The 17,074-nt window shown below is 69.5% G+C and carries 16 protein-coding genes; 8 read left to right on the top strand and 8 right to left on the bottom strand.

Features of this window, described 5'->3' with window-relative positions; all coding sequences use genetic code 11:
- The first annotated feature begins 96 nt into the window (after positions 1-96).
- From GC146_RS16070 to GC146_RS16055, 4 genes are read left to right on the top strand one after another with little or no spacing between them, the layout of a single operon-like run.
- The gene (locus GC146_RS16070; RefSeq protein ID WP_291840990.1) at positions 97-1,440 is read left to right on the top strand and encodes a phospholipase D-like domain-containing protein; all 1,344 of its coding nucleotides are present in this window, start codon (positions 97-99) and stop codon (positions 1,438-1,440) included.
- Complete coding sequence (locus GC146_RS16065; protein WP_291840988.1) at positions 1,437-2,162, top strand: endonuclease/exonuclease/phosphatase family protein; 726 nt, start codon at positions 1,437-1,439, stop codon at positions 2,160-2,162. The genes GC146_RS16070 and GC146_RS16065 overlap by 4 nt, the downstream gene beginning before the upstream one ends.
- Positions 2,163-2,195: 33 nt before the next feature.
- Positions 2,196-2,639 (top strand): ion channel, encoded by a 444-nt coding sequence (locus tag GC146_RS16060; protein ID WP_291840986.1) that lies wholly within the window; start codon positions 2,196-2,198, stop codon positions 2,637-2,639.
- Positions 2,636-3,838, top strand: a complete 1,203-nt coding sequence (locus tag GC146_RS16055; protein WP_291840984.1) for a crosslink repair DNA glycosylase YcaQ family protein — start codon at positions 2,636-2,638, stop codon at positions 3,836-3,838. The genes GC146_RS16060 and GC146_RS16055 overlap by 4 nt, the downstream gene beginning before the upstream one ends.
- A 1-nt stretch (position 3,839) precedes the next feature.
- Here the strand turns inward: GC146_RS16055 and GC146_RS16050 are convergent, their stop codons facing one another.
- Together GC146_RS16050 and GC146_RS16045 are read right to left on the bottom strand one after the other, a co-directional pair.
- Complete coding sequence (locus GC146_RS16050) at positions 3,840-5,837, bottom strand: MDR family MFS transporter (RefSeq protein ID WP_291840982.1); 1,998 nt, start codon at positions 5,835-5,837, stop codon at positions 3,840-3,842.
- Positions 5,838-5,865: 28 nt separating this feature from the next.
- The gene (locus GC146_RS16045) at positions 5,866-6,762 is read right to left on the bottom strand and encodes a DMT family transporter (RefSeq protein ID WP_291840981.1); all 897 of its coding nucleotides are present in this window, start codon (positions 6,760-6,762) and stop codon (positions 5,866-5,868) included.
- A gap of 91 nt (positions 6,763-6,853) precedes the next feature.
- On the opposite strand from GC146_RS16045, the gene GC146_RS16040 reads away from it, so the two are divergent.
- Positions 6,854-7,651, top strand: coding sequence for a hypothetical protein (locus GC146_RS16040; RefSeq protein ID WP_291840979.1), 798 nt, complete (start codon positions 6,854-6,856; stop codon positions 7,649-7,651).
- Here the strand turns inward: GC146_RS16040 and GC146_RS16035 are convergent.
- Positions 7,648-9,264, bottom strand: coding sequence for an amidohydrolase (locus tag GC146_RS16035; RefSeq protein ID WP_363241796.1), 1,617 nt, complete (start codon positions 9,262-9,264; stop codon positions 7,648-7,650). The two genes, GC146_RS16040 and GC146_RS16035, sit on opposite strands and share 4 nt — an antisense overlap.
- Positions 9,265-9,308: 44 nt before the next feature.
- The gene (gene dapA, locus GC146_RS16030) at positions 9,309-10,181 is read right to left on the bottom strand and encodes a 4-hydroxy-tetrahydrodipicolinate synthase (protein WP_291840975.1); all 873 of its coding nucleotides are present in this window, start codon (positions 10,179-10,181) and stop codon (positions 9,309-9,311) included.
- 161 nt (positions 10,182-10,342) lie between these two features.
- On the opposite strand from dapA, the gene GC146_RS16025 reads away from it, so the two are divergent.
- Positions 10,343-12,526 carry a lytic transglycosylase domain-containing protein gene (locus tag GC146_RS16025; RefSeq protein WP_291840973.1) on the top strand — a complete coding sequence of 728 codons (2,184 nt, stop codon included), beginning with the start codon at positions 10,343-10,345 and terminating at the stop codon, positions 12,524-12,526.
- A gap of 45 nt (positions 12,527-12,571) precedes the next feature.
- Here GC146_RS16025 and GC146_RS16020 read toward each other — a convergent pair whose 3' ends face one another.
- Positions 12,572-13,450 (bottom strand): DMT family transporter, encoded by an 879-nt coding sequence (locus GC146_RS16020; protein ID WP_291840971.1) that lies wholly within the window; start codon positions 13,448-13,450, stop codon positions 12,572-12,574.
- Positions 13,450-14,124, bottom strand: a complete 675-nt coding sequence (mnmD, locus tag GC146_RS16015) for a tRNA (5-methylaminomethyl-2-thiouridine)(34)-methyltransferase MnmD (RefSeq protein WP_291840969.1) — start codon at positions 14,122-14,124, stop codon at positions 13,450-13,452. The genes GC146_RS16020 and mnmD overlap by 1 nt, the downstream gene beginning before the upstream one ends.
- 48 nt (positions 14,125-14,172) lie before the next feature.
- Between mnmD and GC146_RS16010 the strand changes: the two genes are divergently transcribed.
- Positions 14,173-15,198 (top strand): FAD-binding oxidoreductase, encoded by a 1,026-nt coding sequence (locus GC146_RS16010; protein WP_291840967.1) that lies wholly within the window; start codon positions 14,173-14,175, stop codon positions 15,196-15,198.
- A 43-nt stretch (positions 15,199-15,241) separates the two neighbouring features.
- Here GC146_RS16010 and GC146_RS16005 read toward each other — a convergent pair whose 3' ends face one another.
- On the bottom strand, positions 15,242-16,033 hold the full coding sequence (locus tag GC146_RS16005; protein ID WP_291840965.1) for a MaoC family dehydratase N-terminal domain-containing protein: 792 nt from the start codon (positions 16,031-16,033) through the stop codon (positions 15,242-15,244).
- 35 nt (positions 16,034-16,068) lie between these two features.
- Here GC146_RS16005 and GC146_RS16000 point away from each other — a divergent pair, with 35 nt between their 5' ends.
- Entirely contained in the window at positions 16,069-16,461 is a 393-nt protein-coding gene (locus GC146_RS16000) for a VOC family protein (RefSeq protein WP_291840963.1), read from the top strand.
- Here GC146_RS16000 and GC146_RS15995 read toward each other — a convergent pair.
- Positions 16,452-16,988 carry an NAD(P)H-dependent oxidoreductase gene (locus GC146_RS15995; protein ID WP_291840961.1) on the bottom strand — a complete coding sequence of 179 codons (537 nt, stop codon included), beginning with the start codon at positions 16,986-16,988 and terminating at the stop codon, positions 16,452-16,454. The genes GC146_RS16000 and GC146_RS15995 overlap by 10 nt on opposite strands.
- Between the last annotated feature and the right edge of the window lie 86 nt (positions 16,989-17,074).

The raw sequence follows: 17,074 nt of genomic DNA, 5'->3' as shown, positions 1-17,074 counted from the left end.
GATCGGGCCGAGATAGGCCAAGGCGCGCCCCTTCACAAGCGGCGGCGGGATGAACATCTCTGGCAGGTGCCCTCGCCAACCCTGTAGAACGGCCCCATGTTCTGGTTCGAAACCCATGTCGCGCTTGCCATCTGGACGGTGCTGGCTCTTGCGGCCACCATCATCATCCTGCAACAGCGCCGCACGCCGCAATCGACACTGGCCTGGCTGCTGGCGATCATCCTTGTGCCCTACGTCACGCTGCCGCTGTTTCTTATCTTCGGTGTCCGCCGGGGCGAGGGGCACGCCGACACGATCCGCTTCGGCCGGTCCGGCGCGCCGCCCGTGCAGGATGACGAGGCGGCGGTCTTTGCCGCGTTGGGTGCGCCGGGTGCGGCGGCGGGCCACAGGTTCCGCCTTTTGCCGACGGGTGAAGAATGCCACGCCGAATTGAGTGCGCTGATCGACGAGGCGCGCGAAAGTCTCGACGTCATGTTCTACATCGTCGCGGATGACGAGATCGGGCGCGGCATGGTCGACATGCTGGCCCGTCGCGCGGGCGAGGGCGTGAAGGTGCGCCTGATGATGGACCGTTTCGGCAGCCTGCGTGCGCCGCGTGGGGCGCTGGCCCGGCTGCGCGCTGCAGGGGGCGAGGTGCGCTTCACCCGGCCGTTCTGGCACAGCCTCGCCGTCAACCGGCTGAACCAGCGCAACCACCGCAAGTTGGTCATCGCCGATGGCGCGCGGGTTTTCGCGGGCGGCATGAACGTGGGCCGCGAATACATGGGACCGGCCCCCGATCCGGACCGCTGGACGGACCTGTCGTTTCGCCTGGACGGGCCGGTTGCGGCTGATTTCGCGGCGGTTTTCGCCGCCGACTGGGGTACGCCCGCGCCGCCCCCGCCCGTCGGGCTGGCGCCGGGGGGAACCTGTATCGCCCAGCTTGTACCGGCCGGTCCTGACATGACCAACGACGTGTTGCACGACGGACTGGTGCAGGCGCTGCATGCCGCGCGTCGGCGGATCTGGATCGCTACGCCGTATTTTCTGCCCACTGAACTGCTTGCCAATGCGCTGGACACCGCGGCGCGGCGCGGCGTCGATGTGCGCATCCTTGTCCCCGAAACGTCCAACCAGCGGATCGCGGATTTCGCCCGCGGGGCCTATTTGCGCAATCTGGCAGAGGCGGGCGCGCGGGTGCTGTTGTTCGAGGGCGGGATGATGCATGCCAAGATGGGCGTGATCGACGACATGGCCTGGGTCGGTTCGGCCAATTTCGACGTGCGCAGCATGTTGCTGAACTTCGAGACCTGCCTGTTCGTCCATGATGCTGGCGGTGTTGCCGTTCTGGCCCGCTGGTTCGAGGTGGCCGCGCGCCGCAGCCGCGAGGCGGCCCCCTCTGCCGGGCTGGGCCGACGCCTTTCGGAGGGTGCATTTCGGCTTTGGGCGCCGGTGCTATGACCGCACCGACCCGAATCATGAGCTACAACATCCGCAAGGGGCGCGGCCACGGCTTTGTCCACCGCCCTGACCGGGTGTTGCAGGTGATCGCGGGTCTGTCGCCCGACATCGCCCTGCTGCAAGAGGCCGATCACCGGCTGGGCGACCGGCCCGCCGCCCTGCCGCGCGCCGAGATCGAGGCGGAGACGGGCCTTGTGCCACTGCAATTCGGGCAAGGCGCGCCCAGTCTTGGCTGGCACGGCAACACGATGCTGCTGCGCCCCGACATCGACGTGACCGACATCGCCCGGCTGGACCTGCCGGGGCTGGAGCCGCGCGGCGCAGTCATGGCCGAACTGGCGCTGCCCGGCGGGCCGCTGCGGGTGGTGGGGCTGCACCTTGGCCTGCTGCGCCATTCCCGCCGCCGCCAGCTGACCGAGATCATCACCCGCCTTGCCGCGCGCGACCCGATGCCGACGCTGATCGCTGGCGATTTCAACGAATGGTCGGACGAGGTTGGCCTGGGCCGTCTGGCCCGCGCCTACGAGATCCTCAGCCCCGGCAAGACGTTCCACGCGCGCCGCCCTGTCGCGTCGCTCGACCGGTTCGCCTTCAACGACCTGTTGCACTGGCGCGATGCGGGCGTGGCCGACGACCTTGCCGCGCGCCGCGCCTCGGATCATCTGCCGATCTGGATCGACGTGGTCGCGGGCGCGCATGGACAAGGCCGGGCCGCCCGCTAGAATGGACGGACCCTTCCGGTTGCGGTGTTTTTCATGTTGATCCAGATCGCCCTCGGCTCTCTCCTGATGCTGATCAACATCCTGATCACCGGCCTCAGTTACTGGGGGATGGAGGTGGTGCTGGTCCGGATGCGCCACTGGCTCGCCCGCCGGCCGCACCGGCCGAAGCTGACGCTGATTCTCAGCGCCGCGGCGCTCTGGATCCTCGCGCAGGTGACCTTCGGCGTCTGGATCTGGGCGCTGACGCTCCGCGCGCTGGACATCTTCAGCACGCTCGAGGCGTCGGTCTATTTCGCGTTGACCGCCTATACCACGCTGGGCTTCGGCGACGTGCTGCTGCCCGAGCAATGGCGGCTTCTGGGCGGGATGGCGGCCACCAACGGCCTGCTCAGCATGGGCCTGCTGACCGCGATGATGGTCGAGGCGCTGCGGCAGGTGCGGATGATCCAGCTCAAAAGCCTTGAAAGCACGACGTGAGCCTGCCTGTTCTGCCCAATACGCCCGCTCGCCGGCTGTTTCTGGGCCGGCACGGGCTGGCCGAGGCGCCGACGGGGCCCGGCAAGGGCGCGGACCTGATGGGCGTGATCGCCGCGCTGGGCTTCGTTCAGGTCGACAGCGTCAACACGCTGGCGCGCGCGCATGACATGATCCTGTGGTCGCGGCGCCAGCGGTATCGCCCGCCCGCGCTGGGCCACCTGCTGCACCGCGACCGGCAGGTGTTCGAGCACTGGACGCATGACGCCTCGGTCATTCCCATCGCGCATTTTCCGCATTGGCGGCATCGTTTCGAACGTGATCGCGCGCGGCTGGCCGACCGCTGGCGCGACTGGCAGGGCGGCGATTTCCTGGCCGAGGTCGATGCCGTGCGCGACCGCATTGCGACGCGCGGCGCTTGCGGCAGCGGCGACGTGGGCGATGGCGAAGCGCGCGGGGCCTCGGGCGGTTGGTGGGACTGGCACCCGTCCAAGACCGCGCTGGAGTATCTCTGGCGAACCGGCGAGGTGGCGGTGCTACGGCGCGAAAGTTTCCGCAAGATCTACGACCTGACGGAGCGGGTGATCCCGCCCGAACATCTCAACCGCCATCATCCCGTGGAGGAAACCATTGACTGGGCCTGCACTGCCGCGCTCGACCGGCTGGGCTTTGCCACCTCGGGTGAGCTGGCGGCATTCTGGGCGCTGGTCAGCCCGGAGGAGGCGCGTGCGTGGTGCGCGGCGGCCCACTCAGCCGGCCGGATCGAGGAGATTGCGGTGGAATGCGTCGATGGCAGCCTGCGGCGGGCCTTCGCCTGGCCCGGAACACTGGCCGAGGCGCTGGATTTGACCGCGCCGGGCGCCCGTGTGCGGATCCTGTCACCTTTCGACCCGGTGCTGCGCGACCGCAAGCGCGCGGCGCGGCTCTTTGGCTTCGATTACCGGATCGAAATTTTCGTGCCCGAGGCGCAGCGGCGCTATGGCTACTACGTCTTTCCGGTGATGGAGGGCGACGCGATGATCGGCCGGATCGACGTGAAACGGCAGGGCGAGGTGCTGGCCGTCACCGCCTTCTGGCCCGAAGCGGGTGTGCGCATGGGCAAGGGACGGCGCGATCGTCTGGCGGCCGAGCTTGACCGCGCGGCAGTCTTTGCCGGCTGCACCCGGGTAGAATACGCGCCCGGATGGCTACGCGCAGGCTAAGCTATTCCGCACTTGCGCGCTGTACCGGCGCGGGCGGCAGGCCCTCGATCAGGCTGCGCGACAGCCGCGTCAGCATCGCGCGCACGTCGTCATGCTTGTCGGGCTCCCACCGCGCCACCAGTTCGGAAAGACGCGCGCGATAGCGCGTCGCCATTCCGTCAAAGGTGATGCGGCCTTGCGGTGTGGGCCGGGCGATGTCGTCGTCCTCGATGCTCAGCAGCCCCTTGTCCGCCAGCCGCGCGGCGATGGCCGCGATGCGCTGCCGCGTGGCGTGTTCGCCCTGCGCCAGATCGGCGATGCTGGCGGGCGCGCCTTCGCGGCAGATCGCGACCAGCAGCCAGATCTCGTCGGGTGCCAGCGTCAGGCCGAAATGCTCGGCTGCGCGCTCGAACACTGCCCATTGCTGCTCGGGCCGCTCCAGCCGGGTGACGATCTGCTCCAGTTCGTCCAGCGAGGTTGCCTCGTGCGGCATCGCGAAACTTTCGCCGATGGTCTCGGGGCCGCGGCTGCCCTTCAGCGGCACCTCGCGCAGGAACCACGTCATGCCGAACCCGAACGCCGCGATCAGCGCGGCAAGCGAGAAGATCGGGTGCAGCGCGTGGGCATAGGCCGACTGGTAGACCGCCCGCTGCGCCTCGGGCAGCGACAGGATCGCGACGGGATCGCTCAGCGCCACCGTTCCGGCGGGCAGGGCGTGGGCCAAAAGGCCGGCCAGGTTGGCGGCAAAGACCGCGCCGAAGATCGACACGCCGACCGACCCGCCGATCGCCCGGAAGAGCGTCGCGCCCGAGGTAGCGACGCCCAGGTTGCGGTATTCCACCGCGTTCTGCACGGCAAGGATCAGCACCTGCATCACCATGCCCAAGCCCAGCCCCAGCACCAGCATGTAGGCCGAAATTGCGAGGGTCGAGCTGTCGACCGTCAGCGTCGCCAGCAGCAACAGGCCCGCCGTCATCACCGCGGTGCCCGCAATCGGGAAGACCCGGTAGCGCCCGATCCGGCTGATGATCTGGCCCGACCCGATCGAGGTGGTCAGCACGCCCGCCATCATCGGCGTCAGGATCAGACCGGCAATCGACGGGCTGTCGCCTTTCACGACCTGCAGGAAAACCGGCATGTAGGTGACCGAACCGAACATCGCCACGCCCACGACAAGGCCGACAAGGCAGGCCACCACGAAGGTGCCGTTGCGAAAGAGGCCCAGCGGCAGCACCGGTTCGACCGCGAAACGTTCGGCCAACACGAATGCCAGCGTCGCCAGCACCGTCACGGCGATCATCCCGAGGATGGCAGGCGAATCCCACGGCAGGGTATGGCCGCCAAGGCTGGTGAACAGGATCAGCCCGGTCAGCGCCACCGCCAGCAGCCCCGCGCCAAGGTAGTCGATGCTGGGTGTGCGCCGCGTATCGGGCGCGGTGAAGGCCAGCCCGATCACCGCAAGCGAGACCAGCCCCAGCGGAATGTTGATGTAGAAGATCCAGCGCCAGCTGAGATGTTCGACGAAAAAGCCCCCGATCAGCGGCCCGATCACCGTGGCCAGCCCGTAGACCGCGCCGAAAAGGCCCTGGAACCGGCCGCGTTCGCGCGGCGGGATGATGTCGCCGATCACCGCCATCGCCGTCACCATCAGGCCCCCGCCGCCCAGCCCCTGCAGGGCGCGGAAGGCGATCAGCTCGGCCATGTTCTGGCTGACTCCGCAAAGCGCCGAGCCGCCGAGAAACAGCGCGATCGCCGCCTGAAGGACGATCTTGCGCCCGAAGAGATCGCCCAGCTTGCCGTAAAGCGGCGTGACCACCGTGGTCGCCAGCAGGTAGCCGGTGACGATCCACGACAGGTGTTCCAGCCCGCCCAGTTCGCCCACGATGGTGGGCAGGGCGGTGGAGACGATAGTCTGGTCGAGCGCGGCCAGCAGGATCACCAGCATCAGCGCGCCAAAGATGATGCGGACCTTGGGATCCAGCGCGGCGCGGGGCGCAGGCGCTGCGGAAGCAGTTGTCATGGGGCGGACCTCCTTCGGGGAGACGCCGTTAGATAGACCCGCTGGCGCGGATGTCCAAGGGGGCAGGGCGGCGTGCGCGGAGAAGCGCGAAGGTGCCGCTGCCCACCACCAGCAGGCTGCCCGCCCAGGTGAGCAGGTCTGGCCGCTCGCCGAAAACGGCCATCCCGAGGATCATCGCGAAGATCAGCCGGGTATAGCGAAACGGTGTGACCGCGCCCACGTCGCCCGTCCGCATCGCCACGGTCAGCGCGAAATAGGCAGCGACGCCGGCCGCGCCAGCGGCAGCGATCAGCGCGGCGGCGGCAGGTCCTGGAAAGGCGGGATGCCCCTCCACCAGCGCCAGACCGGCACCGACAAGGGCGAGAATCGCGAAGCCCGCGACGCCCAGCTGCATGTTGGTCAGTGCTGGAGGGGCCGCGCGGGTGGCAATATCGCGCCCGGCAAAGCCCACCATCCCCGCCACCGCGAGCAGCGACAACGCGTCCCAGCCCGCCACGCCCGGCCGCAGGATCAGCAGCACACCGGCAAAGCCGACGGCGACGGCGCTCCAGCGCCGCCAGCCTACGCGCTCGCCCAGAAACAGCGCGGCCCCTGCGACCACGACCAGAGGTGCCGCCTGCAGGATCGCCGAGGCGACCGTCAGCGGCGTCAGCACGAAGGCGAGTGCATAAAAGAGCCGCCCCATCGCCTCGAACCCCGACCGGATCAACAGCGTCCGGCCAAGATAGCCGCGCGTCCAGACCGGGCTGCCCTGCCTGCGGGTCATGACGGCGAAAGCCGCCAGCCCCAGCAGGCCGAAAAGCGCCAGTACCTCGCCCAGCGGCAGCGATTCGGCCGCGGCCTTCAGGCTCATGTCCTCGACGGCGAACCCCGCCATCGCTGCGGTCATCCACAGGCTGCCGCGCAAGTTTTCGGACAGGGCCATATCAGTGTCTTTCGTGGTTGAAAGGGGCCCGCGATTGACCGGCCCGGCGCTATCGACGACAGTCGCGGCCTAAGTTTGGACCTGCCACACCATGTCGCCAACACCGCCGGAATACATTCTGCATATCGGCCTGCACAAGACCGGAACGACGTCGTTCCAAGCGGTCATGCACAACCACCGCGCCGCCTTTCTTGCGCAGGGAATCGATCCGTTCCAGACCCCGCGCGGAATCTCGTCAGGCCGGGCGAAACACGGCGATCTGGCCTTTGCCGCGATGCGGTCCGGCGTGCTTGACCAGCGTCCAGGCGACCTGTTGCACGGGGTCGATCAGCAGGCGCTGTTCGAGAGTACCCGGGCCGCCATCGCTTCGCATGTCGCCGCCTCGACATGCACGCGGTTCCTGTTCAGCACAGAAGCGCTGTCGCTCTTGCGCACACCCGACGAACTGTCCCGGCTCAAGGCCCTGTTCCCGCCCGGCCCTGCGACCTTTTCCGCCGTGCTGGCACTGCGCGAAAAGGAGGCTTGGCTGGCGTCATATACCAATCACATGGTCAAGTCGGGGGTAACGCCAGCCACAGATCCAGCCTCGGCCTATTACCTGCGGGGTGACAACTGGCTGACTGATTTCGACGGGCTGGTCGCGACATGGCGCGCAGGTTGCGACAGCCTCGTCACGCTCCACTACGATCCCGAGGACATGGTCGGAAATCTGGCAGGGGCCATGGGCGTGACGCTCGATTTCAACACGCGTGCCTACCGGCGCAATGTCTCGCCACGAAATCCACATGTGATGCGCCTGCCGCGGCTTATCTTACGCCGGGTGCTGGGCAGCGAGGACGAAGGACTGCGCCGCCGTTTGCGCGCCATTCGCGAACGCTGGACTCTTTAGGCCCGGCGAACGGCCTCGTGGGTGATGCGCCCGCCGGCGATGGTGATGGTGACATGCAGCCGGTCGATCGCGTCGGGCGGGGTCGCCTCGATGTCGCCCGACAGGACGACGACATCCGCGGCCATGCCCTCGCGCAGCGAGCCGGAGAGATGATCCATGTGCGCCGCCCGCGCGCCGCCCGCGGTATAGGCGTGCAGCGTTTCCATCAAGCCCAGCCGCTGGTCGGAGCCGCCGGGATAGGCGGGCCGGGTCAGCGCGGCCCTGATCCCCCGCAGGACCGAGATGTCGGCCACCGGCCAGTCCGAGGCGAAGCAGACCGGCGCCCCGGCCTCGCACAAATCCCGGCAGAGATAGGCGCGCGGCAGCCGCTCCGGCCCCAGCACCTCCAGCGTGCCGTCAAGGCCGAAATCCATCGCGCCCGGTGCATGCACGGGTTGCAGCGAGGCGGTGACACCAAGGTCCGCCAGCCGGTGAATGTCGGCCCGGTCGATCACCTCGATATGCTCGATCCGGTGGCGGGCGTCGCGCGGGCCATTGGCTGCGCGCGCGGCGGCGTAGCCGTCAAGCGTGACGCGCACCGCCCTGTCGCCAATGGCATGAACGGCAACCTGCAATCCCCGCCGGTCGGCCTCGGTGGCGATGGCGGCGAAACGCGCGGGCGCGAACAGCAGCGCGCCGCGATGGCCCGGCGCATCGGGATAATCCTGCAGCATCGCCGCCGTGCGGCTGTCAACGACGCCGTCCATGAACAGCTTGACGAAGCCCGCCGAGAGCCAGTCATCGGCGAAATCGCGGGCCATGGCGCTTGCCTGCTCCAGCGCCTCCAGCTCCATGTGCGGCTTGAAATGGAAGGGCACCTTGACCCGCGCGGTCAGCCCGCCCGCGGCGCGCAACCCGGCCAGCAGGTCCAGCGTGTAGCGGTTGCCGTCCATCATCACCATCGACGTGATGCCATGCCGCGCGGCATGGGCCAGCCCCGCGGCGAAGGCGCGCCGGTCCTGCGCGCGGTCCTCGTCGGTGACGCTGGCCGGCTCTTCGCCCGTCGCGATGCCAAGGTTCAGCCGCGACTCGCCGCCGAGCGCGATGATCGGCGCGAAGGCCTCGAACTCGCGCAATTCGCCGGTGGCAAGGCCATCCTCCCCCATTACCACCTCGTGCCCCGGCGGGGTCGCGGCTCCGTGCAGCAGGCCCGCGGCGGCAAGGGCCGCGGTATTGGCCCAGACGGTGTGCAGGTCGGCCGCCGTCATCGCGATGGGCCTGTCGGGCAGGATCTCGTCCAGCGCCGCGCGCGGCAGTCCCGGGCCAAGCAACCCGTAATCGGCCCCCTGCGCCATCAGCAAGGGCCGGGCGGGATGCGCCGCGGCGAATGCGCGAAACGCCTGCGCCAGCGCCGAGGCGTCCGGCAGGCCCCCCACCTGCAGATGCCCCAGCTGCGCCCCGCCAAGGCCAAGGTGCAGGTGACTTTCGACAAACCCCGGCAGCACTGTCCCGCCGCCGCAATCGTGCAGCCGCGTGCCGGGGCCGGCCAGTGCCGCCACCTCGGCCCCGCCCACGGCGACGATCCGCTCGCCCGCCAGCGCGATCGCCGTCGCGCGGGGACGGGCCGGGTCCATCGTCAGGACGCGGGCATTGGTCAGGATCAGGTCGGGCGTCACGCTCAGTTCAGCAGGCCCGCATGGACCATCGCGGCGCGCACCGCGGCCTTGGTCGGCTCGGTCAGCCCGGTCAGGGGCGAGCGCACCTCGTCCGAGGCAAGCCCCAGCAGCGACAGGCCATACTTGGCCCCGGCCACGCCCGGCTCCATGAAGATCGCCTCGTGCAGCGGCATCAGCCGGTCGAGCAGCGCCAGTGCGGCGCGGTAGTCGTCGGCCAGCGTGGCATTCTGGAACTCGGCGCAGAGACGAGGCGCGACGTTCGCGGTGACCGAAATGCAGCCCACCCCGCCATGCGCATTGAAGCCCAGCGCGGTGGCATCCTCGCCCGAGAGCTGGATGAAATCGGTGCCGCAGGCGATGCGTTGCTTGGGCACGCGGCTGAGATCGCCGGTCGCGTCCTTCACGCCCACGATCATCGGCAGCTTGGCCAGTTCGCCCATCGTGGCGGGTGTCATGTCCACGACCGAGCGGCCGGGAATGTTGTAGATGATGATCGGCAGGCCACATTCGGCCGCGGCAGTGAAATGCGCGACCAGCCCGCGCTGCGTGGGCTTATTGTAGTAGGGGGTCACCACCAGCGCGGCATCGGCGCCCGCGGCCTTGGCGGCCTTGACCAGCCGAACCGTCTCGGTCGTGTTGTTCGACCCGGCCCCGGCGATGACGGGCACACGGCCTGCGGCGGTGCGCACGACGGTTTCGACAACGAGGTCATGTTCCTCGTGGCTCAGCGTCGGGCTTTCGCCGGTGGTGCCCACGGGGACAAGGCCGTGACTGCCCTGTTCGATATGCCACTCGACCAGCGCCTTGAGCGCTTCAAGGTCTACCTCGTGGTCGCGGAACGGCGTGACCAGGGCGGGAAGCGAGCCTTTGAACATCGGGACAAATCCTATCGGCAGGGCGCGCGGGCGGTTTTCCGCCGCGGCCGGGGGCGAAACGGGCGGACCCTAGACGCCTTTGCGCGCCTTGCCAAGTTTCGGCGTTGCGGTCGGGCTGCGGCAGGTTAGGTTTCTGACAGGCCCCGAACGAGAAGAGTTACATGCGCCGACTGGCCCTTGCCGCGATCATCGCGCTGACCATGCCGCTTGCTGCGCGCGCCCAGACCGGGGACGCGCCGCCCGATCCGCTGGCCGCGGCCTTTGCCGCCGCGGATGCGGGCAACTGGGCCATCGCCCAGGCGCTGGTGCCGCAGGGTGACAGGCTGGCGCGCGACCTGCTGACATGGACCCAGCTGCGCGCCGGGATCAGCACCGATCCTGCTGCGCCACCCAACCCCGTGACCTTCGCCGATTACGCGGCCTTCCTGAAGGCGCGGCCCGACTGGCCGGGCCTTGACCGGCTGCGCGCGCAGGGCGAGGCGACAATAACCCCCGAAATCCCGGCCCGCGATGTCATCGCCTATTTCGGCGACAATGCCCCGCAGACCGGGCAGGGCGCGGCAGCGCTGGCCAGCGCGCTGATCGCCACGCGGCAGGGCGAGAAGGCCGCGCAGGTGCTGCACGATGCCTGGCTGACCCTCAGCTTGACGGACGAGGGGCAGGCGGCACTTCTGACAAGCTTTGCCGCCCAGCTTGCGCCGCTTAACGCCGCGCGGGCGGATGCGATGCTCTGGCGCTGGCGTACCGACGATGCCGCGCGGATGCTGCCGCTGCTCAATGCCGATACCGCGGCACTGGTCAAGGCGCGACTGGCCTATATCCAGAACAGCCCTGACAGGGCGCGGCTTGTGGCCGCCGTGCCGGCGCTGCTGAAGGACGACGCGGGGCTGGCCTATGATCGCTACAGCTGGCTGGCCGCCCGCGGCAATCAGTCCGACGCCATCGCGCTCTTGCTGACGCGAACCGACAGCGCTGCGAAACTGGTGCAGCCGTTTCGCTGGTCGGGCTGGCGCCGGGTATTGGCGCGCTTTGACATGCGGCAAGGCAACTATGCCGAGGCCTATGCGCTGGCCAGCAAACATCACCTGACCCCCGATGATGGCGAGGCCTACGCCGATCTGGAATGGCTGTCAGGCTATATCTCGCTGCGATACCTCGACAGGCCGTCGCAGGCTTTGCACCATTTCCTCGCCGTCGAGGCCGCCGTCGACAGCCCCATCTCGGAGGGGCGGGCGGGCTACTGGGTGGGTGCGGCCGAAGAGGCGCTGGGCCAGCATGCGGCGGCCCGTGCCGCATGGACACGCGCGGCACGCAACCAGACCAGCTTTTACGGACTGCTCGCCGCCGAGAAGCTGGGTCAGTCACTCGACCCCGCACTTTTGGGGCGCGAGACCTTCCCCGACTGGCGCAGTGCGGCATTCATGCAGGATGATGTCACGCGCGGGGCCTTCTCCCTGCTGGCCGCAGGAGAGAGAACCGGGGCGGTGTTGTTCTTCGCGCAGTTGGGCAAGACGCTTGACCGCACCCAGATCGGACAGCTGGGTGCGCGGCTTGACCAGCTGAACGAGCCGTTCTTCGAGGTGCTGCTGGGCAAGGCCGCGGCGGCGCGCGGCATGATCCTGCCGGGGCTCTATTTTCCGCTGCATGACATCGCCCGCAAAGACCTGCCGGTGCCGTCGGAACTGGCCTTGGCCGTGGCCCGGCGCGAAAGCGAGTTCAACGAAAGCGTCGGCAGTCCCGCCGGCGCGCTGGGCCTGATGCAGGTGATGCCCGGCACCGCGCGCGACATGGCCAACGCGCTGGGCCTGCCCTACGACCGCGCCCGCCTGACCGCCGACTGGGATTACAATGCCACGCTTGGCGCGGCCTACCTTGCCGGCCTGATCGAACGTTACGGCTATTCGCCGGTGCTGGTCGCGGCGGGCTACAATGCCGGGCCGGGGCGACCCGACCAGTGGATCGCCGACCGGGGCGACCCGCGCGATCCGCAGGTCGACGTGATCGACTGGATCGAGAACATCCCCTTCCGCGAGACGCTGAACTACGTCCAGCGCGTCACCGAGGCGATCCCGATCTACAAGGCGCGCCTGACCGGCAGGGCAGGGCCGATCCGCTTCACGGCGCTGCTGAAGGGCGAGATGCCGGTGATGCGGCCTCAGGCACGGGCAGTGGCCGACGCAGCTCCAGAGCCGTCTGCGCCCGCTGCGCCGACTGCACCGGATATTACCGTCAGCATCGCGCCTGAGGCGCGCCCAGCCGCCGAAGCGGCCGCTCCGGCCCTGCCGTCATCCAACGGGTCGGACCTTGCGCCAACCAGCAGCATTCGTCCCAAGGCGCGCCAATAGTGGGCCGATGCCAAGTTGGACGATCTGCCCTTTGGGATTGCGGCGCTACGCGGCTGTTCGAAGTGCCGCGCGCCTCGCCCTCCAAAGGGTGAAGATGCCCGCGCCCACGATGATGGCTGCCCCCGCCGCGACATGCGGCTTCAGCGTCTCGCCAAAGACCAGCAGGCCGATGGTAGAGGCAAAGACGAGTTGCAGGTAGGCAAAGGGCTGCACCGCGCTGGCCTCGGCCACCTCGTAGCACTTGATCAGCAGGTAATGCCCGGTCGCCCCGGTGACGCAGAGCGCGGCCATCCAGGCCCAGTCCGGCGCCGTCATCGGCTGCCAGGCCCAAAGGCCCGGGCCGGTGATCGCCACCGCGCCCACAACCCCGGTCCAGAAGAACGACACCGCCGCCGAATCGCGCCGGGCGGCATAGCGGGTCAACAGCGCGTAAAGCGCGAACATCGTGGCCGAGAGGAACGGCAGTGCCGCCCAGGGCGAGAAGACCGCCAGCCCCGGTTCCAGCACGACCAGTACGCCGACGAAGCCGACACCGATCGCCGCCCAGCGCCGCCAGCCCACCGCCTCGCCCAGGATCGGCCCCGAAAGCGCCGCGACCAGCAGCGGGTAACAGGCGAAGATCGCGTGGCTTTCGACCAGCCCCAGCTTGACGAAGGCCACCACAAGTACGCAGATCTCGCCCACCAGCAGCACGCCGCGGAAGGTCTGGAGCAGCGGCTGCGTGGTAGCGGCTGCGGCGCGGACGGAACCGCTCTGGCGTATCGCCACGACTATGACGAAGGCCGCGAAGAACCAGTAGCGGATCATCACCACCATCAGCACGTTGTAGCTGCCCGCAAGGTGGCGCGAAATGCCGTCCTGGATGGCGAAGACGAAGGTCGTGGCGATCATCAGCCAGATGCCAAGGCGGGTATTGGTCTGCATCAGGCGGGCAACCTTGCGCGGGTCATGTGACGCTTGCGGCCATAGCCCGGCGCACGGGCCACGTCAAAGCCCGCCGCGGCCAGCGCCCGACGGACGTGGCCGGCCGCCGTGTAGGTCGCCGCCGTCCCGCCCGGCGCGGTGTGGCGGGCGACCTCGGCCATCAGACCTTCGCCCCACATCTCGGGGTTCTTGGCGGGCGAGAAGCCGTCGAGATACCAGGCATCGGCCCTGCCGGCCCAGCCGGGCAGCGTTTCGCGCACGTCGCCCGGCACGATGGTCAGGGTCAGGCCGCCGAAGTCGTAAGGCCCCGTCCCGGCGGCAAGCGCCGCGACAAGCGCATCAGCGGGCCCGACCAGCGCAGGGAAGGCCGCCAGCGCGCGGGCCATGTCGGCGGGGGCCATCGGGAACGCCTCGAACGTGGTGAAATGCAGCGGCGCGGGCGCGCCCGCCGCGCGCCACGCGGCCCAGGTGACGAGGAAGTTCAGCCCGGTGCCGAACCCCGTCTCGGCGATGTGAAAGGCGGGTGCGAAGCGCGCTGGCAGGTCGTTTCCGGCGAGAAAGACGTGGCGCGTCTCGTCCAGCCCGCCGGCCAGCGAGTAATACATATCGTCGAAGCGGCGCGAGACGGGGACGGTGCCGTCGCGCCAGTCGACCGGGGCGTGCTGGTCGTTCATCGGGGGCTGCCTTAGGGTGCGCCCGCAATTAGGACGCGGAGGCGGGCGATGGCAAGGATGGACGTGACGGTGCGCGGTGCGGGGGTGTTCGGCCTTGCCGTCGCCTGGGCCTGCGCGCGGCGCGGCGCGCGCGTGCAGGTGATCGACCCGGCCGGCGTGGCGGCGGGCGCGAGCGGCGGCGTGGTGGGCGCGCTGGCCCCGCATGTGCCCGAGCAATGGAACGAGAAGAAGGCGTTTCAACTGGAAAGCCTGCTGATGGCCGAGGCGTTCTGGGCCGACGTGGCTGAGGTGGGCGGGGGTGACCCGGGCTATGCCCGGCTGGGCCGGGTGCAGCCCCTGGCCGACGAGGCCGCGGTGCAGCTGGCCCGCGCGCGGGCAGAAGAGGCCAGCGCGCTGTGGCAGGGCCATGCGACGTGGGAGGTGGTGCCTGCGTCTGGCAATGGGTGGGAGCCGCCCAGCCCCTCAGGCTGGCTGGTGCGCGACAGCCTGAGCGCGCGTGTGCATCCCCGCCGCGCGACCAAGGCGCTGGCCGCGGCGGTGCTGGCGCGGGGCGGGCAGGTGTTGACCGAGGGCGCCGATGCTGGCGCGGTGGTCTGGGCCACCGGCTGGGCAGGACTGGCCGAACGGGGCCTGGGCAACGGAGTGAAGGGGCAGGCAGCCGTTCTGGCCTTGGACCGGCGCGACGCGCCGCAGCTTTTCGTGGGCGGTGTGCATGTCGTGCCGCATTCAGATGGCACCGTCGCCGTCGGCGCGACCAGCGAGCGCGACTGGGATGACGCCACGACTACGGATGACCGTCTGGACGTTTTGCTGACCCAAGTGCGCGCGGCGCTACCTGCGCTGGGCGACGTGACTGTGCTGGCACGCTGGGCCGGTGTGCGCCCACGCGCCGCCAGCCGGGCGCCGTTGCTGGGGCAACTGGCCGATGGCAGCTTCATCGCCAATGGCGGGTTCAAGATCGGTTTTGGCATGGCGCCGCTGGTGGGCGAGGTGATGGCCGACCTGCTGCTGGAGGGGCGTGACCGGATCCCGGAGGACTTTCGCCTGCCGGGTCAGGGTCGGGGTTTCGGATGAAACCCCGATGCCTTCGGCGAGAGTATTTGGGGCAAGATGAAGCCTAGCCCGCCGTGGCCGCCATGCAGAGCCGGTTGTCGGGGCCGCGCAGCCAGAGGTCGGCGCCCTTGACGCAGACCTGCGCCGCTTCGCCCGCGATCAGCGGCGCGGTGGCGCGGTAGCTGAAGCGAGTAAGCGGCGCGGGCGCGGCCAGCATCAGCAGTTGCGCCAGCAGCGGGCCATGCACGACAAGGCCGCCATGCCCCTCGACCTCGCGCGCATAGGCGGCGTCGTAGTGGATGCGATGGCCGTTGAAGGTCAGCGCCGAGTAGCGGAAGAGCAGGGTTGCATCGGCGGTGAAGGGCGTCGCGCGCTCCTCGTCCGCGGGGGCCTGCGGCGGGGGCGACGCTGGGCGGGCCGGGTCGGGATCGGGGCGATAGACGAGGTCCTGCCATTCGGTCAGGCAAACCTGGCCGTTCTGCGCGATCTCGTGCCGCAGGCGGACCAGCGCAAAGGCGCCACTGCGGCCCTCCTTCCGCGTGGCGCTGTCCAGCCTCGTGGTCTTCGTCGCGGGCACCCCGGCCAGAAGGGGCCGGTGAAAGGCCAGCTCGCCCCCCGCCCACATCCGCCGCGGCAGGCCCATGTCGGGGATCAGGCCGCCCACCCGAGGATGGCCGTCGCGGCCCAGGCCGTCGGGCGCAACCGGCTCCCAGAAATGGATGTGGTGGAAGAAGGGCGGCAGCGGGTCCCCCGGGCCGATGGTCTGCGCCAGCCCTAGCGTGGCCTGAAGGGCGCGGGCGCGGGCGGGGTCCATCACGTCGGTCAGCTGTTGCGCGGGGGCGGGGGATGCGGTCATGCTGGCAGCCTAGCGAAGGGCGCGACGGGGGCAAGATGCAGGTCACATCGCTTGATCACCTGGTGCTGACGGTGGCCGATATCGAGGCCACCGCGGCCTTTTACGCGCGCGTGCTGGGGATGACCCGGCAGGCGTTTCGCGCCGCCGATGGCAGCCTGCGGGTAGCGCTGAGCTTTGGCCGGCAGAAGATCAACCTGCACGCGGCGGGACGCGAGTTCGACCCCAAGGCGCGCCACCCCGTGCCGGGTTCGGCTGACCTGTGTTTCCTGACCGGGGCGCCGCTGGCCGACTGGCAGGCGCATTTCGCCGCCTGCGGGGTGCCGGTAGAGGCGGGGCCGGTGGCACGGACGGGGGCGACGGGACCGATCACCTCGCTTTACATCCGCGACCCGGACGGCAACCTGGTGGAGGTGTCGGTTCAGGGCTGAGCCAGCGCGCGCAGCTGGTCCATCAGCTCGGTCAGTTGCGCGATGTAGCGCGGGCTGGTCAGCCGCCCCGCAGCGTCGAACTGGGTGCGGGCGTCGGCCACCATCACCTCGGGGCCGGGCAGCACGCGGGCGCGGAACGGCACCAGGCAGAGGCGCAGCGAGAATTGCGCGCGGTCGCCGCCGCCGCGCCCGTCGGCGGCCGACATGATCGCCACCGGCTTGTCCCGCCAGGGACCGCCCTTGGTGCGGCTGACCCAGTCGAGCGCGTTCTTCAGCACACCCGAAAGTGCCTTGTTGTATTCGGGGGTGGAGATGACGACGGCGTCGGCGGCGCGGATCTGGTCGGCCAGGCGCTGCACGGCGGAAGGAATCCCTTCGCCCGTCTCGATATCCTCGTCGAAGAGCGGCAGGCGCAGGTCGGCCAGCGTAAAGGCCGAGGGCGCGAAAAGGCGGGCGGCCTCGTGCACGAGAGCGGTGTTGGTCGAGCCCTGACGCAGCGCGCCGGACAGGCCGAGAAGCGTGCGCATGGGCAGGTCTTTCGCAATGACGGGCAGATCGCACCGTAGAGCCATGCGCGCGAGGCGCAATAGCGCGCCTTGTGCCTGCCAGCGCG

It is taken from the genome of Limimaricola sp. (genome assembly GCF_016125575.1).
Lineage (GTDB): Bacteria > Pseudomonadota > Alphaproteobacteria > Rhodobacterales > Rhodobacteraceae > WGLM01.
The sequence above is the reverse complement of the archived record's forward strand: the minus strand, read 5'-3'. Positions and strand labels throughout refer to the sequence as shown.